This window comes from Nonomuraea sp. B1E8, from assembly GCF_039871515.1.
Classification (GTDB): Bacteria; Actinomycetota; Actinomycetes; order Streptosporangiales; family Streptosporangiaceae; genus Nonomuraea.
The window spans coordinates 128,957-154,847 of record NZ_JBDPLS010000009.1; the positions used below are offsets into that span (position 1 = coordinate 128,957).

Annotated in this window: 28 protein-coding genes and 1 pseudogene; 21 read left to right on the forward strand and 8 right to left on the reverse strand. The window is 71.9% G+C overall.

The window, feature by feature from the left end:
• Window positions 1-78: 78 nt before the first annotated feature.
• From dhaK to ABGA98_RS28115, 4 genes are all read left to right on the forward strand, one after another.
• Entirely contained in the window at window positions 79-1,053 is a 975-nt protein-coding gene (dhaK, locus tag ABGA98_RS28100) for a dihydroxyacetone kinase subunit DhaK (RefSeq protein WP_347621413.1), read from the forward strand.
• Between the two features lie 120 nt (window positions 1,054-1,173).
• Window positions 1,174-1,791 carry a dihydroxyacetone kinase subunit DhaL gene (gene dhaL, locus ABGA98_RS28105; RefSeq protein ID WP_347621414.1) on the forward strand — a complete coding sequence of 206 codons (618 nt, stop codon included), beginning with the start codon at window positions 1,174-1,176 and terminating at the stop codon, window positions 1,789-1,791.
• Window positions 1,788-1,922, forward strand: a complete 135-nt coding sequence (locus ABGA98_RS28110; RefSeq protein WP_347621415.1) for a hypothetical protein — start codon at window positions 1,788-1,790, stop codon at window positions 1,920-1,922. Before dhaL ends, ABGA98_RS28110 begins: the two co-directional genes overlap by 4 nt.
• Window positions 1,922-2,296, forward strand: coding sequence for a phosphoenolpyruvate--protein phosphotransferase (locus tag ABGA98_RS28115; RefSeq protein WP_132507935.1), 375 nt, complete (start codon window positions 1,922-1,924; stop codon window positions 2,294-2,296). Before ABGA98_RS28110 ends, ABGA98_RS28115 begins: the two co-directional genes overlap by 1 nt.
• Before the next feature lie 55 nt (window positions 2,297-2,351).
• Here ABGA98_RS28115 and ABGA98_RS28120 read toward each other — a convergent pair whose 3' ends face one another.
• The 4 genes from ABGA98_RS28120 to ABGA98_RS28135 form a co-directional block, all read right to left on the reverse strand.
• Entirely contained in the window at window positions 2,352-4,037 is a 1,686-nt protein-coding gene (locus ABGA98_RS28120; protein ID WP_347621416.1) for a thiamine pyrophosphate-binding protein, read from the reverse strand.
• Entirely contained in the window at window positions 4,034-4,795 is a 762-nt protein-coding gene (locus ABGA98_RS28125; protein ID WP_347621417.1) for a cyclase family protein, read from the reverse strand. Before ABGA98_RS28125 ends, ABGA98_RS28120 begins: the two co-directional genes overlap by 4 nt.
• An 83-nt stretch (window positions 4,796-4,878) precedes the next feature.
• Complete coding sequence (locus ABGA98_RS28130) at window positions 4,879-5,385, reverse strand: hypothetical protein (RefSeq protein ID WP_347621418.1); 507 nt, start codon at window positions 5,383-5,385, stop codon at window positions 4,879-4,881.
• A gap of 87 nt (window positions 5,386-5,472) precedes the next feature.
• Complete coding sequence (locus ABGA98_RS28135) at window positions 5,473-5,901, reverse strand: CBS domain-containing protein (protein WP_347621653.1); 429 nt, start codon at window positions 5,899-5,901, stop codon at window positions 5,473-5,475.
• A 126-nt stretch (window positions 5,902-6,027) separates the two neighbouring features.
• Here ABGA98_RS28135 and ABGA98_RS28140 point away from each other — a divergent pair, with 126 nt between their 5' ends.
• From ABGA98_RS28140 to ABGA98_RS28210, 15 genes are all read left to right on the forward strand, one after another.
• Complete coding sequence (locus ABGA98_RS28140) at window positions 6,028-7,446, forward strand: aminopeptidase P family protein (protein ID WP_347621419.1); 1,419 nt, start codon at window positions 6,028-6,030, stop codon at window positions 7,444-7,446.
• 141 nt (window positions 7,447-7,587) lie between these two features.
• Entirely contained in the window at window positions 7,588-8,379 is a 792-nt protein-coding gene (locus ABGA98_RS28145) for an ABC transporter permease (protein ID WP_347621420.1), read from the forward strand.
• Entirely contained in the window at window positions 8,379-9,236 is an 858-nt protein-coding gene (locus tag ABGA98_RS28150; RefSeq protein WP_347621421.1) for an ABC transporter permease, read from the forward strand. Before ABGA98_RS28145 ends, ABGA98_RS28150 begins: the two co-directional genes overlap by 1 nt.
• Before the next feature lie 4 nt (window positions 9,237-9,240).
• A complete protein-coding gene (locus ABGA98_RS28155; protein ID WP_347621422.1) occupies window positions 9,241-10,260 on the forward strand; it encodes an MlaD family protein in 1,020 nt (339 codons plus the stop codon).
• Window positions 10,260-11,303 carry an MlaD family protein gene (locus ABGA98_RS28160; RefSeq protein WP_347621423.1) on the forward strand — a complete coding sequence of 348 codons (1,044 nt, stop codon included), beginning with the start codon at window positions 10,260-10,262 and terminating at the stop codon, window positions 11,301-11,303. The genes ABGA98_RS28155 and ABGA98_RS28160 overlap by 1 nt, the downstream gene beginning before the upstream one ends.
• Window positions 11,303-12,328: an MlaD family protein gene (locus tag ABGA98_RS28165; RefSeq protein ID WP_347621424.1), complete on the forward strand. Its 1,026-nt coding sequence runs from the start codon at window positions 11,303-11,305 to the stop codon at window positions 12,326-12,328. The genes ABGA98_RS28160 and ABGA98_RS28165 overlap by 1 nt, the downstream gene beginning before the upstream one ends.
• On the forward strand, window positions 12,325-13,344 hold the full coding sequence (locus tag ABGA98_RS28170; RefSeq protein ID WP_347621425.1) for an MCE family protein: 1,020 nt from the start codon (window positions 12,325-12,327) through the stop codon (window positions 13,342-13,344). The genes ABGA98_RS28165 and ABGA98_RS28170 overlap by 4 nt, the downstream gene beginning before the upstream one ends.
• Window positions 13,341-14,354 carry an MCE family protein gene (locus tag ABGA98_RS28175; protein ID WP_347621426.1) on the forward strand — a complete coding sequence of 338 codons (1,014 nt, stop codon included), beginning with the start codon at window positions 13,341-13,343 and terminating at the stop codon, window positions 14,352-14,354. The genes ABGA98_RS28170 and ABGA98_RS28175 overlap by 4 nt, the downstream gene beginning before the upstream one ends.
• Complete coding sequence (locus tag ABGA98_RS28180) at window positions 14,351-15,778, forward strand: MCE family protein (RefSeq protein WP_347621427.1); 1,428 nt, start codon at window positions 14,351-14,353, stop codon at window positions 15,776-15,778. Before ABGA98_RS28175 ends, ABGA98_RS28180 begins: the two co-directional genes overlap by 4 nt.
• The gene (locus ABGA98_RS28185; protein ID WP_347621428.1) at window positions 15,775-16,650 is read left to right on the forward strand and encodes a hypothetical protein; all 876 of its coding nucleotides are present in this window, start codon (window positions 15,775-15,777) and stop codon (window positions 16,648-16,650) included. The genes ABGA98_RS28180 and ABGA98_RS28185 overlap by 4 nt, the downstream gene beginning before the upstream one ends.
• Window positions 16,647-17,255, forward strand: coding sequence for a 4'-phosphopantetheinyl transferase superfamily protein (locus ABGA98_RS28190; RefSeq protein ID WP_347621429.1), 609 nt, complete (start codon window positions 16,647-16,649; stop codon window positions 17,253-17,255). The genes ABGA98_RS28185 and ABGA98_RS28190 overlap by 4 nt, the downstream gene beginning before the upstream one ends.
• 9 nt (window positions 17,256-17,264) lie before the next feature.
• Complete coding sequence (locus tag ABGA98_RS28195; RefSeq protein ID WP_165974486.1) at window positions 17,265-17,441, forward strand: hypothetical protein; 177 nt, start codon at window positions 17,265-17,267, stop codon at window positions 17,439-17,441.
• A gap of 288 nt (window positions 17,442-17,729) precedes the next feature.
• Window positions 17,730-18,188 carry a MarR family transcriptional regulator gene (locus ABGA98_RS28200; protein ID WP_347621430.1) on the forward strand — a complete coding sequence of 153 codons (459 nt, stop codon included), beginning with the start codon at window positions 17,730-17,732 and terminating at the stop codon, window positions 18,186-18,188.
• A gap of 59 nt (window positions 18,189-18,247) precedes the next feature.
• The gene (locus ABGA98_RS28205) at window positions 18,248-18,898 is read left to right on the forward strand and encodes an LppX_LprAFG lipoprotein (protein WP_347621431.1); all 651 of its coding nucleotides are present in this window, start codon (window positions 18,248-18,250) and stop codon (window positions 18,896-18,898) included.
• The gene (locus ABGA98_RS28210) at window positions 18,895-20,601 is read left to right on the forward strand and encodes an MFS transporter (RefSeq protein WP_347621432.1); all 1,707 of its coding nucleotides are present in this window, start codon (window positions 18,895-18,897) and stop codon (window positions 20,599-20,601) included. Before ABGA98_RS28205 ends, ABGA98_RS28210 begins: the two co-directional genes overlap by 4 nt.
• A 40-nt stretch (window positions 20,602-20,641) precedes the next feature.
• Here ABGA98_RS28210 and aspS read toward each other — a convergent pair whose 3' ends face one another.
• The 4 genes and pseudogenes from aspS to ABGA98_RS28230 all read right to left on the reverse strand — a co-directional run.
• On the reverse strand, window positions 20,642-21,904 hold the full coding sequence (gene aspS / locus ABGA98_RS28215) for an aspartate--tRNA(Asn) ligase (protein WP_347621433.1): 1,263 nt from the start codon (window positions 21,902-21,904) through the stop codon (window positions 20,642-20,644).
• Window positions 21,905-22,212: 308 nt separating this feature from the next.
• A complete protein-coding gene (gene der, locus ABGA98_RS28220; protein WP_347621434.1) occupies window positions 22,213-23,604 on the reverse strand; it encodes a ribosome biogenesis GTPase Der in 1,392 nt (463 codons plus the stop codon).
• Between the two features lie 35 nt (window positions 23,605-23,639).
• Window positions 23,640-24,338 (reverse strand): (d)CMP kinase, encoded by a 699-nt coding sequence (gene cmk, locus ABGA98_RS28225; RefSeq protein ID WP_347621435.1) that lies wholly within the window; start codon window positions 24,336-24,338, stop codon window positions 23,640-23,642.
• A gap of 238 nt (window positions 24,339-24,576) precedes the next feature.
• A pseudogene (locus tag ABGA98_RS28230) lies at window positions 24,577-24,681 on the reverse strand (dihydrofolate reductase); the annotation flags it as partial.
• Window positions 24,682-24,785: 104 nt separating this feature from the next.
• Here ABGA98_RS28230 and ABGA98_RS28235 point away from each other — a divergent pair.
• Both ABGA98_RS28235 and ABGA98_RS28240 read left to right on the forward strand, forming a co-directional pair.
• Complete coding sequence (locus ABGA98_RS28235; protein WP_347621436.1) at window positions 24,786-25,640, forward strand: glycosyltransferase; 855 nt, start codon at window positions 24,786-24,788, stop codon at window positions 25,638-25,640.
• Between the two features lie 47 nt (window positions 25,641-25,687).
• The gene (locus tag ABGA98_RS28240) at window positions 25,688-25,882 is read left to right on the forward strand and encodes a DUF2795 domain-containing protein (RefSeq protein ID WP_347621437.1); all 195 of its coding nucleotides are present in this window, start codon (window positions 25,688-25,690) and stop codon (window positions 25,880-25,882) included.
• Window positions 25,883-25,891: the final 9 nt, after the last annotated feature.

Sequence of the window (25,891 nt, forward strand, 5' to 3'; positions counted from 1 at the left end):
CTGGTCGCGTGAGCGCCGGGCGGCCACCGCCCGGCGCCGACGCTTGCGTGGCCGTCAAAACGGGCAGATGTACACACCATGAAGAAGCTCATCAACGCTGCGGACTCCGTCGTCGAGGACGCGCTGAAGGGCATGGCCGCGGCCCATCCCACGCTGCGGATCCGCGACCAGGTGGTCTACCGGGCCGATGGCCCGCGCCGGGGAAAGGTCGGCCTGGTGTCGGGCGGCGGCTCAGGGCATGAGCCGCTGCACGCCGGTTTCGTCGGGTACGGCATGCTCGACGCGGCCTGCCCCGGCGAGATCTTCACCTCACCGGTGCCCGACCAGATCATCGAGGCGACCAAGGCCGTGGACGGCGGCGCCGGCGTGCTGCACATCGTCAAGAACTACACCGGCGACGTGCTCAACTTCGAGATGGCCGCCGAGCTGACCGAGGACGTCGAGGTGGCCAGCGTGCTGGTCGACGACGACGTGGCCGTCCAGGACTCCCTCTACACGGCGGGCCGCCGGGGCACCGGCGCGACCCTGTTCGTCGAGAAGATCGCGGGGGCGCTGGCCGAGGAGGGCGCGCCGCTGGACGACGTGGCCGCCGTGGCCGGCGCGGTCGACGAACGCAGCAGGTCGTTCGGCATCGCGCTGACCTCGTGCACGACGCCGCACGCGGGCAAGCCGACGTTCGACCTGCCGGAGACGGACGTGGAGCTGGGTATCGGCATCCACGGCGAGCCCGGCAGGGCCAGGGTGCCGATGGCGCCGGCGCGCGAACTCGCGGCCACCGCCATGGACGCGATCCACGGCGACCTGCCGTTGCAGGGCGACCTGCTCGTCATGGTGAACGGCATGGGCGGCACGCCCCTCATGGAGCTGTACGTGGTCTTCGCGGAGGTGGCGGCGTACGTCAAGGGCACGGGGGCGCGGATCTCACGGTCGCTGGTCGGCAACTATGTGACGAGCCTCGACATGCAGGGCTTCTCCGTCACCGTCTGCCGGCTCGACGACACGCTGACCCGCCTGTGGGACGCCCCGGTCGACACGCCGGGCCTGCGATGGTGACGTCTCCGTCCCGCGCCGGAGCGCACCGTGCGGCAACCGATTCGCCAGGACACCTGTGGAAGGGAGGGAGCGCGGACTCCTCCGCCGGCTGAGGCAGGCGGGGCACTCCGCGCGCATCCGATGGACACCGACCTGTTCGTGGCCTGGTTCGAGGAGACGGCCCGGCTCGTACGCCGCGACCGCGACCGCCTGACCCGGCTCGACGCGGCGATCGGCGACGCCGACCACGGCACCAACCTCGACCGCGGGCTCACCGAGGTCTGCAAGGCGCTCACCGAATGGCCACCCGAGTCGCCGGTGCAGGCGCTGACCTCGGCGGGCACGGCGCTGATCCGCCGCGTCGGCGGCGCTTCCGGGCCGCTGTACGGGTCGGTGTTCCGGCGGATGGGCAAGGTGCTGGAGTCGCCGGTGACGCTGGCCGGCTTCTCGGCGGCGTTCGAGGAGGGCGTCGTGGCGGTCGAGCGGCTGGGCAAGGCCGCGCCGGGCGACAAGACCATGGTGGACGCGCTGGCGCCGGCCTCGCGGGCCCTGGCGCTGGCCGTACGCGATGGGGTGGGGGTGCGCGAGGCGTTCGAGCAGGCGGCACGGGCGGCCGCGGAGGGGGCCGAGGCCACGATCCCGATGCAGGCGCGCAAGGGCCGTGCCAGCTACCTGGGCGAGCGCAGCATCGGGCACGAGGATCCGGGGGCGGCGTCGTCGGCGCTGTTCATGGCGGCCCTGGCGAGCGTGGCGTCATGACGGGCCGCACGGAGGACGCCGGGACCGGCCGCACTGGAGGCGCCACGACCATGAACGCGGGAGGCGCCACGGCCGGGCACAACGCGGCGCACACCCGTGCCCGCCCCGTCTCGCCTGGTGGGGTGGCGTGATGGTGGGGCTGGTGCTGGTCTCGCACAGTGCCGGGCTGGCGGCGGAGGCCGTGGCGCTGGCCAAGGGGATCGCGGGCGCCGGGGTGCCCGTGGCGGCGGCCGGGGGCACGGAGGACGGCGGTCTCGGCACGAGCGTGGACCTCGTCGAGGAGGCGGTGCGCGGCGTCGACCAGGGGGACGGTGTGGTGCTCATCCCCGACCTGGGCAGCTCGGTGCTGACGGCCCGCCTGCTGGAGGAGGACGGGCGCATCGTGGTGGCGGACGTCCCGTTCGTGGAGGGCGCGATCGCGGCGGCGGTGGCGGCCGGCGCGGACGCGCCACTCGCCGACGTGCTCGCCTCGGCCGAGGAGTCCCGCACCTTCCGCAAGCTCTGACCCGCCCGCCCAGCCGTGGCAGGTCCCACGTGACCGCCCATGGGAGGTACGGCGGTCAGTGGGACGTGAAGGCGTTCTCCAGCCACCAGGAGGCGTGGTCGCGGGTGACCTTGGCGTGGACCAGCAGCGCACGTTCCCGGGGGCCGTCGAGCCAGGCGGCCACGCCCGCCAGGTCGGCCTGCTCGGTGACCGTGACCGCGTCGAGCCCGTGACCCCTGGCGATGGCGGCGAAGTCGGCGGGCGGGAAGGTGACCGTGCCGAGCGGGTGCCCGTGGGGGCCGAAGTGGTGGACCTCGGCGCCGTACGCCTCGTCGTCGTAGACCACGATCACCATGGGCAGGCCCAGCCGGACGACGGTCTCGAGGTCGGCGAGGCCCATGAGGGCGCCGCCGTCGCCGAGCGCCGCCACCGGCAGCCGGTCGGGACGGGCCACGGCCGCGCCGATCGCGGTCGCGAGGCCCAGCCCGATCGACTGGAACGCCTGGGTGAAGCAGAACCCGAATTGGTCAGGGACGTCCATCAACATTGAGGGGTATCCCATGAAATTTCCGGAATCGGGAGAGACGATCCGCTCGTGCGGCAGCAGGTCGTCCAGCCCGATGGTGAGCGTCCTCGGGTCGATCCGGCCGCCCGCGCTCTCGTCGTCGTACGGGACGTCCCGCCAGCGCCCCTCGGCCTGGATGCGCCGCCCGGTCTCGGGCGAGCGGTAACCGCCTGCTTCGGCGACGCGGGCGGTCACGGCTCCCGCCACGGCGGCCACGTCGCCGACCACGCCGAGGTCGGGGGACGTGTACGCCGTGAAGACGCCCGGGTCGAGATCGACCTTCACCACCTTCGTCCCCGGCGAGATGAGGCCGCCGTGGCCGGTGGTCCACATGTTGAGCGCGCATCCCCATCCGACGACGAGGTCGGCGCCCCTGATCAGCTCGGTGGCGAGCGGGGTGGCGAAGCCGCCGCTCACGTCGAGGTCCCAGGGGCTGCCGCGGAACAGGCCCTTGGCCACCGCGGAGGTCGCCAGCAGCGCGCCCACCCGGCCGGCCAGCCCTTCCAGTTCGTCACGCGCGTGCCGGGCCCCGCGCCCCGCGATGAACACCGGCCGCCGGGCCGCGCCCAGCAGCCGCGCCAGGTCGTCGAGCGCCTCGCCGTCCTCGGGCCGGTCCGCCGCCAGGGCGGTGGGCGCGGATGTGGGCCCGGATGTGGGCCCGGATGTGGGCCCGGTGAGCGGGCGTACGGCGTCATCCCAGGTCGAAGGAGGGTCGAAGGGGGCGACCTGGACGGGGAGCGGCAGGTTCAGCAGGACCGTACGCCGCTCCTCCACGGCCACCCGGACGGCCTCGGCGGCCTGGGCGACCGCGGTGCCCGCCGAGGTGACCCGCATCGGCACGACCCCCACTGCCGTGGCCAGCGCGTCCTGGTCGACGTGGAAGTTGGAGCGCACGTCGGTGGCCTCCCCGGCGAGCACGATGAGCGGCGTGCGGCTCTTGGCCGCCTCGGTGATGCCGGTCATCGCGTTCGTCAGCCCTGGCCCCTGGTGCACCGACACCACCGGGACGCGCCCGCTCATGCGGGCGTACGCGTCGGCCATGGTGGCGGCCCCGCCCTCGTGGCGGGCGGCGATGTAACGCACGCCGTGGGCCACGAGCGCGTTGGTGACGTGGAAGTTGCCGCTGCCGACCACCCCGAAGGCGGTCTCGACCCCGCAGGCGGCCAGGGCCCGGCCCACGGCCTCCGCGACGATCAACGTTCGACCAGGGCGAGCACGCGCACCGGGCTGCCGGAGCCGCCCACGATGGGCAGCGGCGGCGCGAGCACCACGGCGCCGGTCACGGGCAGGCGGTCGAGGTTGCGCAGCTGGGTGAGCCCGTACTTGCCGGCGCCGAGCAGGAAGGAGTGGCAGGGGAAGGGCGGGGTGAAGGAGTGGGCGGCGCCCGCGTCGGTGCCGACGGTCTCGACGCCGAGCCCGGCGATCGGCGTCTCGGCGGCCAGCCACTCGGCGCACTCCACGGAGACGCCGGGCGTGTGGGAGCCGTTGAGGAAGTCGTGCTGGTCGCCGGAGCGCGTGTCCCAGCCGGTGCGGTAGAGCAGCCAGCCGCCGTCGGGGAGCGGGCCGTTGGCGCGCTCCCACTCCTTGACGTGGTCGATGCCCAGCAGGAAGTCGGGGTCCTTCGCCGCCTCGTCGGCGAAGTCGAGCACGACGGCGGGCGCGATCAGGCTGCGCGGGGGCACCTGGGAGACGTCCTCGCCGTCGCGCCCGGTGATCCAGTGCACGGGCGCGTCGAAGTGTGTGCCGGTGTGCTCGCCGGTGTGGATGTCGTTCCAGTACCAGGCGGGGCCGCGGTCGTCGTAGTGGCTGATCTCCTCGAGAGAGAACCGGATCGTGTTGCTGAACGGCTCGGGCAACTGGAGGATCGGCGTCTGCGACGACAGGGGCGCGGTGAGGTCGACCACCTCGATCGCGCCGCCGCGCACACCGTCGACCAGGCTCTTCAACACCGACATGACCTTCTCCTTCGTGGGGCTGTGCGCATCCTCCTACGCACGCCCTACCCGCGCAAACCTGCCATGTTCAGCCCTGAACAGCGTCATACAGGAGTCCACTCCGCGCATCCGCCGGTCTGGAACGCCTTGTCCGTGGCCTCGATGGTGACCGTGGCGGCGCCCGTCGGCATGCCGGTCGCGATCACATCGCCGTCCGCGCTCCTCATGCGGGCCCAGTAACACATCGTGAACCCGGCCGCCGGTCCGGACGTTCTGTAGGTGCCTGGCTGGACGTCCCTGCCCACGACGAGCGTCCGCAGGGACGCGGGATTGCCGGCCGGCGCGGTGCTCGCGCCGCCGGTCTGCGCGGGCCCTGTCTGCGCGGGCCCGGTCGGCGCGGGCCCCGTTTGCGAGGGAACGGGCTGCGAGGGCGCCGTCTCGGACGGCGCGGGCTGCGACGTGGCCGTCCGGGTGGGCGCCGTGGGCCCGGGCGCGCCCGTCACCTCGGTCGTCACGGTGATCCTGGGCGGGGGCGCGTCCGTCGACGTGCTCGCGCCGAACCCCACGAACACCCCCAGCAGGAACCCGAGAAGGGCGGCGAGCCCCGACACGAGCAGGATGATCGTCGGACTGCTCGTCGCCCGGCGATACTCAGGTGGAGGAGGCCCGTACATCACGGACCAAGCGTCCCACCACTGTCAACGGTGCAGATAGTCGACGAGCGACGCCTTCTCCGTCTCCAGCTCCTCGATCGCGCTCTTGACCACGTCGCCGATGCTGACGATGCCCACGAGCCGGCCGCCGTCGACCACGGGCATGTGCCGGACCCGCTCGGTGGTCATGGTGCGCCGCAGCGACTCGACGTTCTCGCCGGGGCCGACGGTGTGGACCTCGGTGGTCATGATCGCGGACACGGGGAGGTCCAGCACCATGGCGCCACGGTCGTGGAGGCGGCGTACGACGTCGCGCTCCGAGACGATGCCCTCGATGACGGCCCCGTCGCCGGAGACCACGACGGCCCCGATGTTGTGCTCGGAGAGCTTGGCGAGCAGCTCCCGCACGGTCGCCGCCGGGGTCACGGTCGTGACCTGACTGCCCTTGTCGCGAAGGATCGTCCCGATGAGCATCTGCATCACCTCTGCACCTCAGTGTTCCAACCCCTGCGCCAAGGCAAACTGCCCGCAGGGGAAGGAGTCAAGCGCTCACGTAGGCTGCCTGCCAGATAGCACGTCCGGCACGAAGGGGACCGCCGCATGACCGAGCCGCTCAACATCGGAAGCCACGACCTGCCCGTCACCGACGAGCTGGCCGCGTTCATGCGGACCGGCTGGGGGCCTGCCCGGCGGGACGACGTGCGCGCGCGGCCGGTCGCGCCGTGGGCGGCCAAGCGCCGCGCCGCGCTGGCCGCGCGCTTTCCCGGCGAGCGGCTCGTGATCCCGTCGGGCACGCTCAAGGTGCGCAGCAACGACAGCGACTACCGGTTCAGGCCGCACAGCGCGTACTCCTACCTGACGGGCGCGGGAGAGTCCGACGACGTGCTGGTGATCGAGCCGTCCGGCGAGGCGGTGTTGTACGTCAGGCCGCGCGCGCCGCGCGAGGAGGGCCAGGAGTTCTACCGCGACCGCCGCTACGGCGAGTTCTGGGCCGGTCCCAGGCCGGACCTGGCGGAGGCCGAGGAGCTCTACCAGCTGCGCTGCGCGCACATCCGCGAACTGGAGCTGGAGGGCCGCCCGGCCAGGGTGCTGCGCGGCGTGGACGCCTCAGTGGACGCCTCAGTGGACGCCGCAGTGGACGCGCGGGTGGCCGGTGGCGACGGCGACGCCGAGCTGGCGTCCTTCCTGTCGGAGATGCGGCTGGTCAAGGACGAGTGGGAGCTGGGCGAGCTGCGGCACGCCGTGGACGCGACGGCACGCGGATTCGAGGACGTGGTCCGCGCGCTGCCGCAGGCGCTCGGGCACCCGCGCGGCGAGCGTTACCTGGAGGGCGTGTTCGGGTTGCGGGCGCGGCTGGAGGGCAACGCGACCGGCTACGACAGCATCGTGGCCGCCGGGTCGCACGCCTGCGTGCTGCACTGGATCCGCAACGACGGCCGGCTGTCGCCCGGCGACCTGCTGCTGATGGACGCGGGCGTCGAGGCCGACACTCTCTACACCGCCGACGTCACCCGTACGATCCCGCTGTCGGGGCGGTTCAGCCCGATCCAGCGGCAGGCGTACGAGCTGGTGTACGAAGCGCAGACGGCGGCCATCGCCACGCTCAGGCCGGGGGCCCGCTTCCGCGACTTCCACCTGGCGGCCATGCGCGTCATCTGTGACGGCCTGCGCGACTGGGGCCTGCTGAAGGGCTCCACCGACTCCCTCATGGACAGCGGCCTCTACCGGCGTTACACGCTGTGCAGCAGCGGCCACATGCTCGGTCTCGACGTGCACGACTGCGCGCGGGCGCGGGCGGAGGTCTATCTGGACGGCGTGCTGGAGGAGGGCCACGTGCTCACCGTGGAGCCCGGCCTGTACTTCCAGCCCGACGACCTGACGCTGCCGGAGGAGCTGCGCGGCATCGGCATCCGCATCGAGGACGACCTGGTCGTCACCGCCGGCGGCGCCACCCTGCTGTCCGGCGGGCTGCCCCGTCACCCGGACGAGATCGAGTCCTGGATGGCCACCCTGGCGTAACGGGCCGGTCACGTTTCGTGCGGAGCTGACAAGGTGTGAGCTGCGTCTCATACCTTTTCCTCAAATTACCGGCAGAGCATCGACTGCTGGACAACCCGTCAGTAGGGTGACTGATCCGTAGGCGGCGGAGGTGGTCAGCTGATGGCCTTGTCCGGGTTCGTCGGACGTAGGGCCGGGTCGGTGCTCGGCCAGGTCGGCGACCTGTTCGTCATCGTCCTGGAGGGGCTGCGCCGCAGCTGGGACGTGCGCCGCTGGTGGTGGGAGTTCGTCGACCAGTGCTGGTTCCTGGCCCGCGTCACCAGCGTGCCCGTGCTGCTCGTCTCCCTGCCGCTCGGCGCGACCGTGGCGCTCCAGGTGGGCGAGCTGGCCTGGCAGCTGGGCGCGGGCTCGGCCACCGGCAGCGCCGTCTTCGTCGGCCTCATCCGCGAGGTGGCGCCGCTGGCCAGCGCGCTGCTGATCGCCGGCGCCGGGGGCAGCGCGATGACGTCCGACATCGGCGCGCGCAACATCCGCGACGAGCTGAGCGCGATGGAGGTCATGTCGGTCAACCCGATCCACCGGCTGGTCACCCCGCGTATGTGGGCGGCCAGCACGATCGCGGTGTGCCTGTGCCCGCTGGTCATCCTGGCGGGCGCGAGCGGCGGCTACTTCTTCAACGTCGTCGTGCAGGGCGTCACGCCGGGCGCGTACTTCGACGGCGCGCTGTCGCTGGTCGTCGCCTCCGACCTGTACGTCACCCTGTTCAAGGCGTGGATCTTCGGGTTCGTCGCGGCGGCGGTCGCCTGCTACAAGGGCATGACCTGCGCGACCAGCCCGGTCGGCGTGGGCCGGGCGGTCAACCAGTCGACCGTGGTGACGTTCATGCTGGTGTTCACGTTCAACTACGTGATCTCCGCCGTCTATTTCCTGGCCTACCCGCCGAGGTCGCTCTGATGGCCATGACGCGCACGGCAGGTCCCAGGCTCGCCTTACGTGGCCGGGACATCGCCGAGCGGTTCGCGGCGCTGGCCGACTGGCCGCTGTTCGTGTGGAAGGTGCTCTTCTACTCCGTACGCGACGTGGTGTTGCGGCTGAAGTACGCCAAGGTCGTCGTCAGGCAGGTCAGCGACGTCGTGGTCGGCGTCGGGGCGACGGTCATCGGCGGCGGCATGATCTTCGTGGTGTTCACGATGGCGTTCGTCGTGGGCGCGACCGTCGGCCTGCAGGGCTACCAGGGGCTGCAGGCGATCGGCGCCGAGTCGTTCATGGGCCTGGTGGGCTCGTTCGCCAACGTCCGCGAGATCACCCCGATCATCGCGGCCACGGCGCTGGCGGCGCAGGTGGGCTCGTCGTTCACGGCGGAGCTGGGCGCGATGCGCATCTCGGAGGAGATCGACGCCCTGGAGGTGATGGGCATCAACGCCTTCACCTACCTCGTCTGCACCCGCGTGGTGGCGGCGCTGCTGGCGCTGATGCCGATCTATCTCATCGCGTTGTTCGCCAGCTTCTTCGCCACCCGGCTGATGTGCACGGTGTTGTTCGGGCTGGCGCCCGGGGTCTACGACTACTACTTCTACCTGTACCTACCGGTCAGCGACATCGTGTTCAGCGTCGCCAAGGTGGGCGTGTTCGCCTTCGCCGTCATCGTGATCCACTGCTTCTACGGCTTCCACGCCACCGGAGGGCCGGTGGGCGTGGGCGTGGCGGCGGGGCGCGCCATCCGCCAGTCGATCGTCACGATCGTGCTGCTCAACCTGCTGCTGTCGTACCTGTTCTGGGGCGGCGGGGGCAACATTCCGCTGACGGGGTGAGCCGGTGAGCCGATCCGAACTCTCCCTTCCCGCCCGGGCCGGCGTCGCGCTCGCCGTCCTCGTGGTGCTCGCCGGGGCCACGCTGTACGTCGTACGCACCGCCACCGAGATCAGCGGCACCAGGATCGACGCCGTGTTCGCCCGGGCCGGGCAGGGCCTGGACACCAACTCCCCCGTCAAGATCCGCGGCATCACGGTCGGCGACGTGACGAGCGTGGCGCTCGACGCCAAGGGTGACGCCGTGGTGACCATGCACGTCGAGCCCGGCGTCAAGGTGCCCGCGTCCACGGTCGCCTCCGTCGAGCCGACGTCGGTGTTCGGCCCCAAGTACGTCAACCTCAAGCCCGGATCCGGCGAGACCACCGGCCCCTACCTGAGCAGCGGCGCGGTCATCACCGACACCGAGGGGCCGCTCGACCTGTCGGACACGCTCGGCGCCGCCTACCGCGGCCTGGACGCCGTCGACCCTCGCGAGGTCACGGTCATCGTGCACACCCTGGCCAAGGGACTCGACGGGAAGGGCGAGCACCTGCGCGAGCTGATCGGCGACGCCGGCGACCTCGTCGGCGTCGCGCACCGGCACCGGGACAGGGCCAGGCGGTTCCTGCGCGACGGCGCCCTGCTCGGCACCACACTGTCGGACAAGGGCGACGAGATCGTCGGGATCGCGTCCGACGTCAACGTGATCACCCCGGATCTGCTGGAGCGGGCCGACAAGGTGCGCGCGCTGCTGCAGGAGGTCACCTCGGTCAGCGGCCAGACCGCGCACGGGCTGGCCGAGCACCGGGGCAACCTGCGGGCCGGCGTGCATTCCGGCGAGCGGGTCGCCGCGCTCATCTACGCCCAGCTCGGGCTGGCCGGTGACGGCGTACGCGGCCTGAACCGGCTGGTCGACCTGCTCAACGAGCTGATCGAGGCGCCGGGCCCGGGCGGCACCCGCCAGCTCCAGGTGGAGGCGTTCGTCGCGACCGACGTCTGCGAGCTGATCGTCGGCGTCTGCGGCCCCACCGACGGGAGGCGCTGATGGAGCGCACCCGCCGCTGGTGGACGTTCGTCAAGTTCGTGCTCTTCGTCGGCCTGACCGTGGCGCTGATCGTGGTGATCAGCGTGCAGATCGCGCGGGTGAGCACGGGCGGCGGCTACCGGCTCGTCGCCACCTTCGACGACGTGTCAGGGCTGGTCGAGGGCGACCAGGTCAAGATCGCCGGCGCGCCCGTTGGGCAGGTGGACACCATCCGGGTGGTCGACGGCCGGGCCGAGGTGACCATGGAGGTGCGGGACGCGGTCAGGGTGCCCGCCGACACCGAGGCCGCCGTCCGCTGGCGCAACGCCATCGGCCAGCGGGTGATCTACCTGCTGCCCGGCACCGCGCCCGGCATGTTGCCGCCCGGGTCGCGCATCGCGCGTACCTCCTCGCTCGTGGACATCGGCGAGCTGGTCAGCGATCTCGGCCCGCTCACCCGGAGCCTCGACCCCGACCAGATCAACCAGCTGCTCACCGCCGCCGCCAAGTCCCTCAAAGGCAACGACAGGAACATCCCGAGGTTGCTCGACAACGTCAACGCCATCACCACCACGGTCAACGCGCGCAAGAGGACCATCGAGCAGCTCCTGCGGGACTACGCCACCGTCACCGGCGTGGTCGCCAGGCGCGACAAGCAGCTCGAGCAGCTCGTCGACAACCTCGTCACGCTGACGGAGGCGTTCGCCGACAACCGCGAGCTCATCGACGACGCGCTGGTGGAGCTGTCGGCGACCGTGCGCACCTCCAACGAGGTGCTCGGCAGGAACGCCGACGAGCTCGGCGCCCTGGTCGACAACCTGTCCGGCCTGACCGGCGGCATCAGGAGGAACGTGGACGACATCGGCAGGACGATCAGCACGTTCCCGCCGCTGTTCACCCGCGCCCGCTCCACCGTCGACCGCGGCCACTACTTCATCACCGCGGTCCCGTGCGTGGCACTGGGGCCCGCGCCCTGCCCGTACCCGATGAAGAAGCCGCCGCCGCTGCGCAACACCCGGGTGCAGAGCACCAAGGACCTCCGGAAGCTGCTGGTGGGCGACTGATGGCGCTCAAGTCCTTCCGCGACCGCAACAAGATCGCCGTCGGCCTGGTGTCGGTGGCCACGCTCGCCACGCTGCTCGTCGCGACCTTCCTGGTCGGCAACCTGGGGCTGCTGGAGAGCGGCTACCACATGTCCGGGATCTTCGTGGACTCCGGCGGCGTGCGCACCGGCAACGACGTACGGGTGGCGGGCGTGCGCGTCGGCAAGGTCACCGAGGTGCGCCCCGACTACACGCGCGGTCACGTGGTCGTCACCTGGAAGGTCGACAGCGACGTCCGCCTCGGCCGCGGCACCCGCGCCGACATCGCGCTGTCCAACCTGCTCGGCGGCCGCTACGTCAAGCTCACGGGCCCTGTCTCGCCCCCGTACCTCGACCAGCTGCCCGAGGCCCAGCGGCGCGTCCCCGTGACGCGGACCGGCGTGCCCACCCTGATCAACGACGCCATCAACGACGCGACCCGGCTCGTCGAGCGGCTCGACACCGACGCCGTGGACGAGCTGCTCACCGAGCTCGGCAAGATCGACACGTTCAAGCGCGGCCGCGTCACCCGGCTGCTGGAGAACGTCGGCGACCTGTCGGACACCATCAGCAAGAGCGAGCCGCAACTGCGGCGGCTGCTCGACAACGGCACCAAGATCATGAAGGTCATCGAGAGGAAGGACGAGCAGCTCGCCCGGCTCGTCGACGCCATCGAGGTCATGCTGGCCGAGCTGCGCCACCGCCGCGCCGAGCTGCGCACGCTGCTCGGCGACGGCAGCGACCTGGTACGCAGCACGACACGCCTGATCGACCGGCACGAGAAGAGCCTCGTGCGGGTCCTCGACGACAACGCGGCCATCACCACCAGGCTCGGCGACGACAACAAGCAGCTCAACTCCCTGCTGGCGTGGGCGGGCCCGACGTTCTCCGGCCTGTCCACGATGGGCGGCCAGGGCCCGTGGCTCGAAGCCATCGCCACGGGCCTCGGCCCCATCGACCCGGAGGTGCTCGCCGCCATCGCCAAGGACAGGAGGGCCGCCCGATGACCCGGCTGGTCACGGCGCTGCTGGCCTGGGCGCTGCTGGCGTCGGGCTGTTCCGTGCTGGGCGCGGAGCCGTACCGGCTGGTGGCGATCTTCAGCAAGGCGCCCTCCCTCTACGAGGAGGCACGGGTGAAGGTGATGGGGCTCGACGCCGGGTACGTCGACGACATCCGCATCGAGGGCGACCGCGTACGGGTCTCCCTCCGCGTCGACCGCCACGTACCGCTCCCCGCGGACGTCAAGGCCGTGGTCGCGCCGCAGAACACGCTCGGCGAACGCAACGTCGTGCTCTATCCCCCCTGGAAGCCCGGCGACCGGCGGATCCAGCCGGGGACGACGATCCCGCTGAAGCGCACCGAACTGCCGGTGGAGATCGACGACGCGCTCGACGCGTTCACCAAGCTGACCGACGCGCTCGACGACGAGAAACTCGGCGACGTGGCCGGCGACCTGGCCGACGGGGTGAGGGGACGCGGCAGGACCATCGGCGACGCCGTCTCCGACACCTCCAAGCTCACCGGCGTCCTGGCCGAGCAGGACCAGCAGCTCGTCGCCCTGGCCAAGGGGCTGAACCGGCTGGCCGCCGGCCTCAACAAGCGGGAGCGCCAGGTGACGGGCGCGATCGACTCCTTCGCCGAGGCGAGCTCGATCCTGGCGGAGGAGCGGCGCAGGCTGCGCGGGTTCGTCTCAAGCATGGCCGGCTTCGTGCGCCGCGGCGACGTGATCATCGAGCAGTACGCGCAACGGCTCCCCCAGGCCGCGAGCACCCTGGCCGAGCTGGTCCTGACGGTCAGGGCCAACAGCGCGTCCGCGGCGCAGGCGGTCAAGGGCGCGGCCGACTTCGCCGACGTGATCATCGACTCGTGGGACAGGAAACAGCACGTGCTGAAGATCCGCGTCGTGCTCAACGCGCTGACCAGGGCCTGGCTGACGCCACTGTTCGACTCGCTGAACCTGGGCGACGTGCCGTGCCTGCCCGCCGGGCTGAGCAACTGCCCCTACCAGAGGAGGCCGCGATGAGGGCCGCCGCGCTGGCCGGGCTGCTCGTGTTGTCGCTCACGACGTCGTCGTGCTCGCTGCAGACGCTCGGCGCGACCACCGGCGACCTGACCCTGCACGCCGTCTTCGACGACGTGCAGAGCCTGGTGGCGGGGCACAGCGTGCAGATCTCCGACGTACGGGTGGGCACCGTCACCGGCATCCGGCTGCAGGGCTACCGGGCCAGGGTGACCATGTCGATCACGTCGGAGCACCGGCTTCCGGAGGGCAGCACGGCCACCGTGGCCAAGACGTCCGTGCTGGGCGAGAACTACGTGCTGCTCGCCCCGCCCAAGGGCAAGGACCTCTCCGCGGGGCCGTACCTGAAGAGCGGCGCCACCATCGCCGACACCTCGGTCGAGCCGGACATCGAGCAGGTCACCGCCAAGGCCGGGCCGCTCATCGAGGCGCTCGGCGCGCAGGACGTGAACGCCATCCTGGACGCGGCCTCGACCGCGTTCGCCGGACAGGGCGACGACGTCAACAAGCTGATCAAGCAGACGGCCGAGGTCACCGACGCCTACGCCGCCGCCCGCCGCGACCTGGGCACCAGCATCGACGCCCTGGCCGAGCTGGGCGACGACCTCGCCAAGGGCAGCACCGAGCTGGACCGGCTGCCGGGTACCCTCGCCTCGGCCACCACGCGCATCGCGCACGGGCGCAAGCACGTGAAGAAGACCATCGTCGCGCTGACCGAACTGGCCAAGGAGGCCAACCTCACCGTCTACCCGCGGCACGCCGCGCGGTTGCGCACGCTGCTGCGGGAGCTGGCGGCCATCTCCTCGGCGATGCAGCGCGGCGGGGAGGACCTGAAGGCGCTGGTGGCCGAGCTGCAGAAGTTCATCGACGCCCCGCCGATCACGGTGAACGGGCAGGTGCTGATCTATCTGTGGCTCAAGGGTGTGCTGCTGCCCCAGCGGCGCGACGCCGACCGGCCGGCGCTGCCGAACAGGATCGAGGACTTCCGCCTGCTCCTGGAGCCGCCGCGATGAGCCGGCGGATCTACCTGAACCTGGGGTTCTTCGTCGTTCTGGGCGTCGTCATGACGGTGTGGGCGTTCAGCACCATCATCCGGCTCGACGCCATCGAGCGGCCGTACCGGGTGTCGGCCGAGTTCGTCTCGTCGCCCGGTCTCGTCCGCGGCTTCGACGTGGCCTACCTGGGCGTCCGGGTCGGCAAGATCGGCGACGTGCGGCTGGCACCCGGCAAGATCGTCGTCGGTCTCGACATCGACCGGGAGGTCCGGCTGCCGAAGGGCGTCTCGGCCGAGGTGCGGCGCAGGTCCGCCGTCGGGGAGCCGTACGTGGAGCTCTCGCCGCCAGCCACCGGGGCGGGCGGCCCTCCGCTCGCGGCCGGTGACACGATCACGCTGGCCAGGACGTCGGTGCCGCTCGACTACAAGAAGTTGTTCGAGGGCGTCGGCAAGCTGCTCAACGCGGTGCCGCCCGAGGACGCCAAAACGATCACCCACGAGCTGGCCGTCGCCCTCGACGGCCGGGCGCCGGCCATCAGGCGCATCATCGATGATGCCCACACCCTGACCGGCACCCTCGCCGACAACACCGAGGTGCTCGACGATCTGGCGGTGCAGCTCACCCGGCTCACCCACACGCTGGCCGGCAAGCGGGGCGAGCTGGCCTCCGGCATCACCGACCTCAGCACGGTGACGGCCGCCCTGCGCGCCTCCCGCGCCGACCTGAACACCTTCCTGGACCGGGGGCCGGGCGTGTTCGGGCAGCTCGACGAGGCCGTCCGGCGGTCGAGGCCGGGGTTCTCGTGCCTGCTGACCGCGGCGGGGCTGCCGCACAAGCCGGTCTTCTCCCCCGAGACCGAACGCAACGTGCACCACCTGCTGAGCATCATGCCGACCGCGCTGAGCCTGGCCGACGACATCAGCGACCGGCGCGGCGACACCGTGTACGGCCGGGCGTCGTTCATCTTCAGCGTCCCTGGCGGGCCGCAGCCCGCCGAGGAGTACGCGCGGGCGGCCGGGCCGCCCACCGTGCCGAAGCTGCGTGCCTGCCCGGACCGCGCGCCCGTTCCCGACAGCGCCGGGGACGGCACCCGCTCCGGCCGCGACCGGTCCGAGCGAGATCACCAGGACGCCGCCGCACGGCCGGACGCCGCCGCACGGCCCGACGGCACCCCACGACCGGACGGCACCGCACGACCGGACGGCACCGCACGACCGGGCGCCTCCGGACGGCCGGGCGCCGGGGACACCGTCAGGCCGGGCAGGAGCCCGCAGCCCGCACCATCGTCCAGTGACGTGGCCGCCACCGGCGCCACGTCCCCTGACCCGCCGAACACCGCCCCCCTGATCGCCGCGATCTTCCTCGCCGTAGTGGCCTTCGGTGGCATGGTGGGCTGGATCGCGGCAGGTCGGGCCGCCCGCCGCCGTGAGGAGTCACGATGACCACCGAGCAGGACCTCTCCGCAGCCCTCCGCACCGAGGAGGCCCGTCCGGAGACCCCACTCGCCGACGCCCCGCCTCCGAGCACCAAACCGGCCGAAACCCCACCACCCGTGACCGCGCCGTCCGAGACCTCACCATCCGGGACCGCGCCGTCCGAGACCTCACCATCCGGGACCGCGCCGTCCGAGACCGTGGCCGCGGGGGATGGCGAGCCCGCCCGGCGGGGCACGGCGGAAGCCGCAGACGGCGAGCCCGGCGCCCAGGAGCAGGCGCAGGCGGGAGACGGCGGGCGGCGGGACGTCGCCGTGGCCGGGCGCTTCTCCAGGGCTCGCGCGTGGTGGACGCTGGCGGCCATGGTGGTGGCCGCGATCACCGCCACGGCCGTGCTGCAAGGCATCTCCGCCGCCCAGGCCCGCGACGCCCGCGCCGCGCTCGAGGCCGAGCGGGCGCTGCGCCTGGAGGTGTCGGGAGCCGCGGGCGCGTTCAGCAAGGCCCTGCTCAGCTACGACTACCAGGACCTGCAGACCACCCGCTCAGCCCTGGCCGCCCAGGCCACGGGCGACTTCCTGAGCACCTACGACGCGGCGTTCGGCGGCGCGATGGCGCAGGTCATCGTCAAGCTCAAGGCGACCTCGCAGGCCACGGTGCGGGAGGTCTACCTCGCCGACGTGGACGAGGCCACCGCGCACGCCATCGTGGTCGTCGATCAGCAGGTGAACACCTCGGAAGCGATCCGCTCGGTCAAGGACTCGCACCTTAAGATCTCTCTTGTGAAGGAGAAGGGGGCCTGGAAGATCCACGACGTGACCGTGCTCGGCGCGTCCTCGGAGGACCAGTACACCCTCGACGGCGACGAGAAGAAGAAGGAGTGACGATCGGCCCCTTGGCGATGGGCGGCCGCCCCGACGAGGTGCGAGCCCCTGATGACTGGCTGACCGAGGTGGAACGCGAGCGGGCGGCACGGTTCAGGTTCGAGGCTGACCGTGACTGCTTCGTCGCCGCGCACCTCCTCGTACGCGTCTGCGCCGCCGCCGTGCTCGGCGTCGAGCCGCGCGAGCTGACGCTGCTGCAACACTGCGATCTGCACGGCCCCGGGCACGGCAGACCCTCCATCGAGCAGGCCCCGGAGCTGGGGGTCAGCCTCAGCCACACCCGCGGTTACGTGTGCGCGGCCGCCGGGCCGGGCAAGGTCGGCGTGGACGCCGAGCACGTGCCGCCGGGGCCGCTGGACACGTTGCTGGCCGACCGGGTGCTCAACCCGCGCGAGCGCTCGCTGGTCACCGGCAACGACGAGCTGATCAGGCACTGGACGCGCAAAGAGGCGCTGATCAAACGCGGCGAGCTGACCATGGACAAGCTGCGGGCCTGCGAGGACGACCTGTCGGGCCGGCATCTGCTGGAGTGGAGCGCCGGGCCGGACATCAGGGTGGCGGTCATCACAGACGCCCCCGCCAGGAGGGCGCCCCTCCCCGAATAGACTCGACGCATGTTCTACCGGAAGCCTCTTGAGGAGCGCATCGCCGACCGCATGGCGCAGCGTAAGCCGCTCGAAGAGGGCAAGACCTTCGAGCACGGACCGGCCAAGTTCGTGTTCGTGTCGCTGATCGTCGCGGTCGTGCTGATGCACGTCGTCGGCGTCGCGATCGTCATGGCGTTCAGCTGAGCGGTTTGCTGGGTCGCGGCCTGGCCGATGAGAGCCCCCGCGCGAACGAGATGCCCTCGAACACGAACGAGGCCGCCCGGCACCATGTACGCCGGGGTGAGGTTCGACAGGTCCTCGCCGTGACCGATCTCGTGCAGGCCCTTCGTGATGGCGAACCCGGCCCCGCCCACCAGGCCCGCGACGAGTTCCGCCAGAGCGATGGCGAGGTTGGCCGCGGCCGCCACGAGCACGGTGCGCAGGCTCTTCCCCTTCATGGAGCACGACTTCACGTGCGCTAGATTGGGGATCATGAGCGCGCCTCGCTGGCTTTCCCCCGCCGAACAGCGTGCCTGGCGCACGCACCTGGCGCTGCACAGGCTGCTCATGCACCGGCTCGACCGCGAGCTCCAGGAGTTCTCGCTGACGGTCAACGACTACGAGATCCTGGTCAACCTCTCCGAGAGCCCCGGGCGGCGCATGCGGATGAGCGACCTGGCCGACGCGACGATCCAGTCACGCAGCCGGCTGTCGCACCAGATCTCCCGCATGGAGGCCAAGGGCCTGGTCACCAGGGAAGACTGCCACGACGATCGGCGGGGCACGTTCGCGGTGCTGACCGACGAAGGGTGGGAGACGATCCAGCGGGTGGCGCCGTTCCACGTGGCCAGCGTGCGCGAGCACTTCGTCGACCGGCTCACCGACGATCAGCTCGAAACGATCGAGGCGGCCTACGCGCCGATCGTGGAGCAGCTGAAGAAGCTGCGCTGACACCCAACCGATATCGGCGAGGGTACGCGGACCTCCGTACCGCTCGCTACGATCCGCTCATGCTCAGAAAGCTACTGATCGTGGCCGTGCTGGCGCTGGCGGCGGCGTGCTCGTCCGGCGGTGACGCCGGCGCGTTGCCCGCCGGGCCCGAGCTGATGAAGAAGGCCTCCGAGGCCATGAAGGCCGTCAAGTCGGCCACCTTTGCGATCGCGACCGAGGGCGAGCCGAAGGTGCCGGTCAAGAAGGCCGACGGCAGGCTCACCGCCGCCGGAGACGCCGACGGCACGATCACGCTTGACGTGCTGGGCACCCTCCAGGAGGTCAGCTTCGCCCTGGTGGGGGAGACCGTGCACTTCAAGGGCCCGACGGGTGGCTTCCAGAAGATGACCCGGCAGCAGCTGGCGCAGTTCTACGACCCTTCGGTGATCCTCGAGCCGACCAAGGGCATCGCCCAGTTGCTCGCCTCGGCCACGGATCCGAAGGTCGAAGGCGTGGAGGACGGCGCCTACCGCGTCGCCACGACGTTCCCCGGGCAGGTCGTCGGCCAGATCGTTCCCGGCGTCACGCAGGGCGTCACCGGCAAGGTCTGGCTCGACCAGGGTTCCAGCCGGCTCACCAGGGCCAGCCTGCCGTTGCAGGGCGGCACGGTGACGGTGTCGTTCAGCGACTACGACGCGCCGGTCACGATCACCCCGCCCGCTGCGAGATGAGGCGCGCCCGCCGGGTCGTGCTCGGCGCGGGCGGCGCGGTGGTGCTGCTGGCCGCGCTCGACGCGTACGTCGTGGTGACGGTCCTGATCGACATCGCCGAGGACGTCGGCATCCCGCTGAACCACCTGGAGCGGGCCACGCCGATCGTGACGGGTTTCCTGCTGGGATACGTCGCCGCGATGCCGCTGCTCGGCCAGCTCTCCGACCGCTACGGCCGGCGGCCGCTGATCCACGCGTGCCTGGCGGCGTTCGCCCTCGGCTCGGTGCTGACGGCGCTGGCGGCCGGGGAGGTCATGGTGGTGGCCGGGCGCGCCGTCCAGGGGGTGGCGGGCGGGGCGCTGCTGCCGATCACGATGGCGCTCATCGGCGACCTGTGGGACGAGCACGAGCGGCCCGTGGCCTTGGGGGCGGTGGGTGCGGCCCAGGAACTGGGCAGCGCGCTGGGGCCGCTGTACGGCGGGGTGCTGGCGCTGGTCCCCAGCACCGTGGTGGCGGGGGTGGAGCTGGGGGGCTGGCACGCCATCTTCTGGATCAACCTTCCCCTCGCCGCCCTCGCGGCCGTCGCCGTGCACCTCACCGTCCCCGGCGGCCCCGTACGCTCTGCCCGGACGGCCACCGTCCCCGCGGACGTCACCGAAGCGGGACAGCCCCGCGCGGGCACGGCCGCGGGACGATCGTTCCCCCCGCACGCGACCGAAGCAGGCGACGCTCCCGCGGGCACGACCGCGGGGCGATCGATCCCCGCGCGGGCAGAAGCGGGCGACGCCCCCACCGGCAGCACCTCCCGAGGGCGATCGGCCGCCGCGGGCGGTGGTGGGCGGGTGGATGTGGTCGGCGGCGGGCTGCTGGCGCTGGCGCTCGGGCTGCTCGTGGCCGGCCTGTACAACCCCGACCCCGCCAAGGCCGTGCTTCCCCCGTGGGGCCCGCCCGTGATCGCCGCCGGCGCGCTGGCTGCCGTGATCTTCGTCTGGTGGGAGATCCGCTCCCCCGTCCGCCTGCTCGACCTGTCCGGCACCCGCAAGGGCCCGCTGCTCGCCACCCTCGCGGTGAGTTTCCTGGCCGGGGCCGCGCTGCTCGTGACCATGGTGTTCGTCCAGTTCACCGCGCAGACGCTGCTCGGCGCCGACGCGCTGGGGGCGTCACTGATCCTGGCCAGGTTCCTGGCCGCGCTGACGGTGGGTGCGCTGCTCGGCGGGCTCCTGGCGCGCAGGACGGGTGACCGGGCCGTGGCGGTGGCGGGCATGGTGCTGGCGGCGGCCGGCTACTGGCTGATGAGCCGCTGGCCGCTCGACCTGGAGAGCGCGGGCCTGCTGATGGACCTCCACCTGGTCGTCGCCGGGCTGGGCCTGGGGCTGGTGATCGCGCCGGTGTCGTCGGCGGTGCTGCGGGTGAGCCCGGCGGCCCGGCACGGCGTCGCCTCGGCGGCGGTCGTGGTGGCCAGGATGATGGGCATGCTGATCGGCATCGCGGCCGTGTCGGCGTGGGGTTTCTACCGGTTCCAGTCGCTGACCGCCCACCTGGACACGCCGCTCCCGTTCGGCGTGGACGCCGCGACCTACCAGCGGCGGTTGGCCGACTACACCGCGAAGGTGCAGGCGGCGCTGCACGTCGAGTACACCGAGATGTTCCTGGTCACGGCGTTCATCTGCCTGCTCGGCGCGGGCGTCGCGCTGCTCATGCCGTCCATCGCCCGGGCCCGCTGAGGGGCCCGGGCGATGGCGGCGGGCGATGGCGGCGGGCGGGTTACGGGGAGAGGCGGTGCAGGTCGCGGGGGAAGGCGGTGGTCTGGCGGATGTTGGCGGCGCCTGTCAGCCGCGCCGTCCACCGTTCGAGCCCCAGCGCGAACCCGCCGTGCGGCGGCATCCCGTGCTTGAAGGCCTGCAGATACCCTTCGTACGCCTCCGTCCCCTCGCCCCGGGCGGCCAGCGCGGCGACGTAGTCCGCGTACGCGTGCAGCCGCTGCCCGCCCGTGACCAGCTCCAGCCCTCGGAACAGCAGGTCGAACCCGTTGGAGTAGCCCGGCCTGGCGGGGTCGGGGTGGGTGTAGAAGGGCCGTTTGGCCATCGGGTAGCCGGTGACGAAGAGGAACTCCGACCCGTGTTCCCGCAGCGCCCACTCCGACAGCCGGCGTTCCTGCGCGGGTGACAGGTCGGGCTCCCCGGAGGACGTCAGCCGCTGGGCCTCGGTGAAGTGGACGGCCGGGATCTCGGCGGGCACCTCGGGCAGCGTGGCGCCGAGCAGGGCGGCCGCGGAGGCGGCGCGGAGGCGTACCGACTCCAGCATGCCCGCCACCGTCTCGCGCAGCACCGCCATCACGTCCCGGTGGTCGCGGACGAAGCCGAGCTCGGCGTCGAGGCTGGTGTACTGGGCCAGGTGGCGTACGGTGTCGTGCGGCTCGGCGCGGAAGACGGGCCCGACCTCGTAGACCCGCTCGAACACCCCGACCATCGCCTGCTTGTAGAACTGCGGCGACTGCGCCAGGTAGGCGGGCCGGCCGAAGTAGTCGATGCCGAAGACGTTCGCGCCGGACTCGGTGGCCGAGCCGACGATCTTCGGGGTGTGGATCTCGGTGAAGCCGAGCCGGTCGAGCGTCTCGCGGAACCCGGCCACGCTGGCGGCCGCGATCTCCAGCGGCGCCCTGAGACGGGGGTGCCGCAGCGCGACGGGCGCGTGGTCGAGGATCGTCGGGAGCGTCGCGCCCGGCTCCGGCCGGTAGAGGTCGAACGGCGGCGCCGCGCACGGCTCCGCCAGCACCTCGATCTCCGGCGCGACCAGCTCGAACCCTCCGGGGGCCCGCGGGCTGGCCGTCACGGTGCCGGTGACCTCGACGACGCTCTCCTCGCCCGGCAGGTCGCGCACGGTCACCGCCTGGGCGAGGCCGGTGCGGTCTCTGACGACGAGGAAGGACACGGACTTCAGTTGCCGGCGGCGATGGACCCAGCCGGCGATCGTCACTCGTTGCCCGGCGTGCTCAGCGAGCTCCGCCGACATGACACGAGAGATCATCACAACTCCTCACGAGGAAATGCATGATCCCTTGGGAGTGCGGGGGAGAAGGGAGCTCCCGGTGCCACCGCACTTTCGCCGCCTCTGGTCGAGGCGGCCTCGAGGACCCGATGACGCTGGTCAGGCGGCGGGGCATTTCCTCCCCGCACTCGGGAGTGTCTTCGCCGGAGGTGCACGGGACCGCCTTCACAGCTGCCGGCGGCTCTCTCGGCCCGTGCGGGACCTCGGCTACTCGTCTCCGTCGACGTTTGCGGTCGATCCTACGAGCCCGCGGAGGGGACGGCAAAACCTTTGCCGCCCCCGGCGCGCTATCGGTCCTTCTTCGAGCGCTTCTCCCGGATCTTCATCGTGACCTCGATCGGCGACCCGGCGAAGCCGAACTCCTCGCGGATGCGGCGCTCGACGAAGCGGCGGTAGGTGTCTTCGAGCCAGCCCGAGGTGAACAGCACGAACTTGGGCGGCTCCACCGACGCCTGCGTGGCGAAGAGGATCTTGGGCTGCTTGCCGCCCCGCACCGGCGGCGGCGTCTGCTGCACCAGCTCGGTCAGGAACGCGTTGAGCCGGGCCGTCGGCACCCGCGTGGACCACGAGTCGAGCGCCTTCTCCAGCGCGGGGACCAGCCGGTCGACGTGCCGTCCCGTCTTGGCGGAGATGTTGACGCGCAGCGCCCACGGAGTGCGTACGAGCTGGCGGTCGATCTCCTTCTCCAGGTAGTAGCGGCGGTCCTCGTCGACCAGGTCCCACTTGTTGAAGGCGACCACCATCGCCCGCCCCGACTCGATGACCAGGCCGATGATGCGGAGATCCTGCTCGGTGAGCGGCTGGCTGGCGTCGATCAGCACGATCGCGACCTCGGTGCGCTCCAGCGCCGCGCGCGTGCGCATGGCGGCGTAGAAGTCGGCGCCCTGCAGCTCGCGGTCGCGCCGCCGGATGCCGGCCGTGTCGACGAAACGCCAGGTGCGCCCGCCCAGCTCGACCAGCTCGTCGACCGGATCGCGGGTGGTGCCGGCCATCGGGTCGACCAGGACCCGCTCCTCCCCCGCCAGCTTGTTGAGCAGCGAGGACTTGCCGACGTTGGGCTTGCCGAGCAGGGCGACGCGGGCGGGCCCGCGCTCGGCTCCGAACGTCACCTCGGGCGTCTCCGGGAGCGCGTCGAGCACCACGTCGAGCAGGTCGCCGCTGGAGCGGCCGTGCAGGGCGGAGACGGGATGGGGCTCGCCCAGCCCGAGCGACCACAGCGCGGCGGCCTCCAGCTCCAGCTGCTGGTTGTCGACCTTGTTGGCGGCCAGGATGACCGGCTTGCCCGACTGCCGCAGCACCGAGCCCACGGTCTCGTCGGCGTCGGTCGCGCCGACGGTGGTGTCGACCACGAACACGATCACGTCGGCCAGCTCGGCCGCGATCTGGGCCTGCTCGGCGATGCGCAGGTTCATCCCGGTCGCGTCAGGGTCCCACCCTCCGGTGTCGACCACGGTGAAGCGGCGGCCGCGCCAGTTGGCTTCGTAGGTGACGCGGTCGCGGGTGACGCCCGGCACATCCTCGACGACCGCCTCGCGGCGGCCGATGATGCGGTTGACCAGCGTGGACTTGCCGACGTTCGGCCGCCCCACGATGGCGACGACCGGAAGCGGCGCGGCGTCGCCGTGCTCGGTTATCTCAAGATCGTCGAGGTCGGCCTCGACCCAATCCCCCGTTGACACGATGTTTCGTCCTTAGTGAGTACCGCACCTGCTCGTCAGGTGCGCTCGCGAATGCGGTCGCCGCCGGGCCCGCTCGGGCCCGTCTGCTCGGCGACCAGTCTCAGCACCTCCGCGATGACCTCGTCGAGGCTCATGGCGGTGGTGTCGAGCTCGACGGCGCCATCCGCCATCGAGAGTGGGTCGGCCTTACGTGTCGAGTCGAGGGTGTCACGCCTGGCCATGGCCTCCTGCTGCGCCTGGACGGTCGAGCCGGCCAGTTCCGCGCTGCGTCGCAGGGCACGCGCCTCGGCGCTGGCCGTCAGGTAGATCTTGACGGCGGCGCCGGGGCAGACGACCGTGCCGATGTCGCGGCCCTCGACCACGACGCCGCCGTCGCCGATGATCTCCCGCTGCCGCGCGACCAGGCGGGCGCGCACCTCGGGGACGGCGGCGACGACGGAGACGGCGCCGGTGACGTCGGCTTCCCTGATCGGCCCCGCGACGTCGACCTCGCCGACATGGATCGCCGGGCTGTCGGGGTCGGTGCCGGAGACGATCAGCGGCTCGCCGCAGCGGGCCGCGATCGCGCCGGGGTCGGCCAGATCGACGCCCTGCCGGAGCATCCACCAGGTCATCGCGCGGTACATCGCCCCGGTGTCGAGGTAACGCAGGCCCAGCGCGCGGGCCACTCCGCGCGAGACGCTCGACTTGCCCGACCCCGAAGGGCCGTCCATGGCGACGACCAGACCGGTCACGGTCTCTCCCTCTTCACGTTGTTCCACCCGACTTGAAGAGGCTACAGCCTCCGGCTCGGTCGGCGATCCAGCTTTCGAGCGGGCCGAGCGGCACCCTGACCGGCAGGCGGGGGCGGCATCGATGACCGGAAGGGCCGGGTTCGCCCTCATCCGCCTGCCGGAGACCTTGGCTCGGTCGTGTTCGCGGTCACCGATTCCTGGCGGTGAACGTGAGGTGCGTGACGCCGGACGGCGTGTAGGCGTCGAGGTTGTGGAACGTGGTGCCGCCCTCCATCTCGATCGATGGCCGCGGCCGGTGGGTGAGCACGAAGACCGGCGTGTGGAACGGCGGGTTGGCACCCCACGCGCCCGCACGCCATCCTCGACGGTCTCGAACACGCCATCGCCCGGCGCCCCGCCCCGGCTCTGATCAGGACTAACGACCGCCGCCCCGGTAAGTGACCGGGTGTGACAGGGACGGACAACGCACGGGTCACCGTCGTCGTGGCCAGTAAGGATCGGCTGCGGGCGCTGGCCCGTTCGCTCCCGAAGCATCCGCGCCCGGTGATTTTGGTGGACAACGGCTCGACCGACGGGACGGCGGGATTCGTCAGCCGGCACTTTCCCGACGTCCGGCTCGTGGAGCAGGGCACGAACCTGGGCGCGCCCGCCCGCAACATCGGCGTGCGGATGGCCGCGACGCCGTACGTGGCCTTCGCCGACGACGACTCCTGGTGGGCGCCCGGCGCGCTGGAGCGGGCCGCCGACGTGCTGGACGCCCATCCCCGGCTGGCCGTGCTCGGCGCGCGCGTGCTGGTGGGTCCCGAGGAGCGGCTGGATCCGGTGTCGGAGCTGATGCGTCACTCGCCGCTCGGCATCGAGCCGGATCTGCCGGGGCCGAGCGTGCTGGGGTTCCTGGCGTGCGGGGCGGTGGTGCGCAGGGAGGCGTTCCTGGAGGCGGGCGGCTTCGACGACGTGATCTTCTTCTTCGGGGAGGAGGAGCGCCTGGCGGTCGACCTGGCCGCGAAGGGGTGGGGGCTGGCGTACGTGGACGACGTCGTGGCCCACCACCACCCGTCGCCGGCCAAGGACCCGCGTGGCAGGCAGGCGCTGGCCCTGCGGAACGCCGTACTCACCGCGGTGTTGCGCCGCCCGTGGCCGGTGGTCGCGCGGCGGGCGCTCGACGCCCTGCGTGCGGGACCCGCCGGGTGGGAAGGGCTGCGTACAGCCGTACCGCGCCTTCCAGGGGCGCTGGCGGAGCGGCGGGGGTTGCCGCGCGCCGTGGAGCGGGCACGGCGGCGGCTGGAACGGGCCGGCGGCTGAGCGCGGGCGTGCGGTTACGTCTCACGGAACGGGGGCAGCAGGCGGGCATGAGTACCGCACCTAACCCGATCGACCTGCAGAAACACCTGGGTGGTGTCGACTACCCGGCAGGCAAGGCCGATCTGATCAAGGCCGCGCGCGACCACAACGCGAGCAAGGACATCGTCGAAGCCCTGGAGGCCATGCCCGACCGCGAGTACGACGGCCCGAACGCCGTCAGCGAAGCCGTCACGAAACGCTGACTCGCGGGA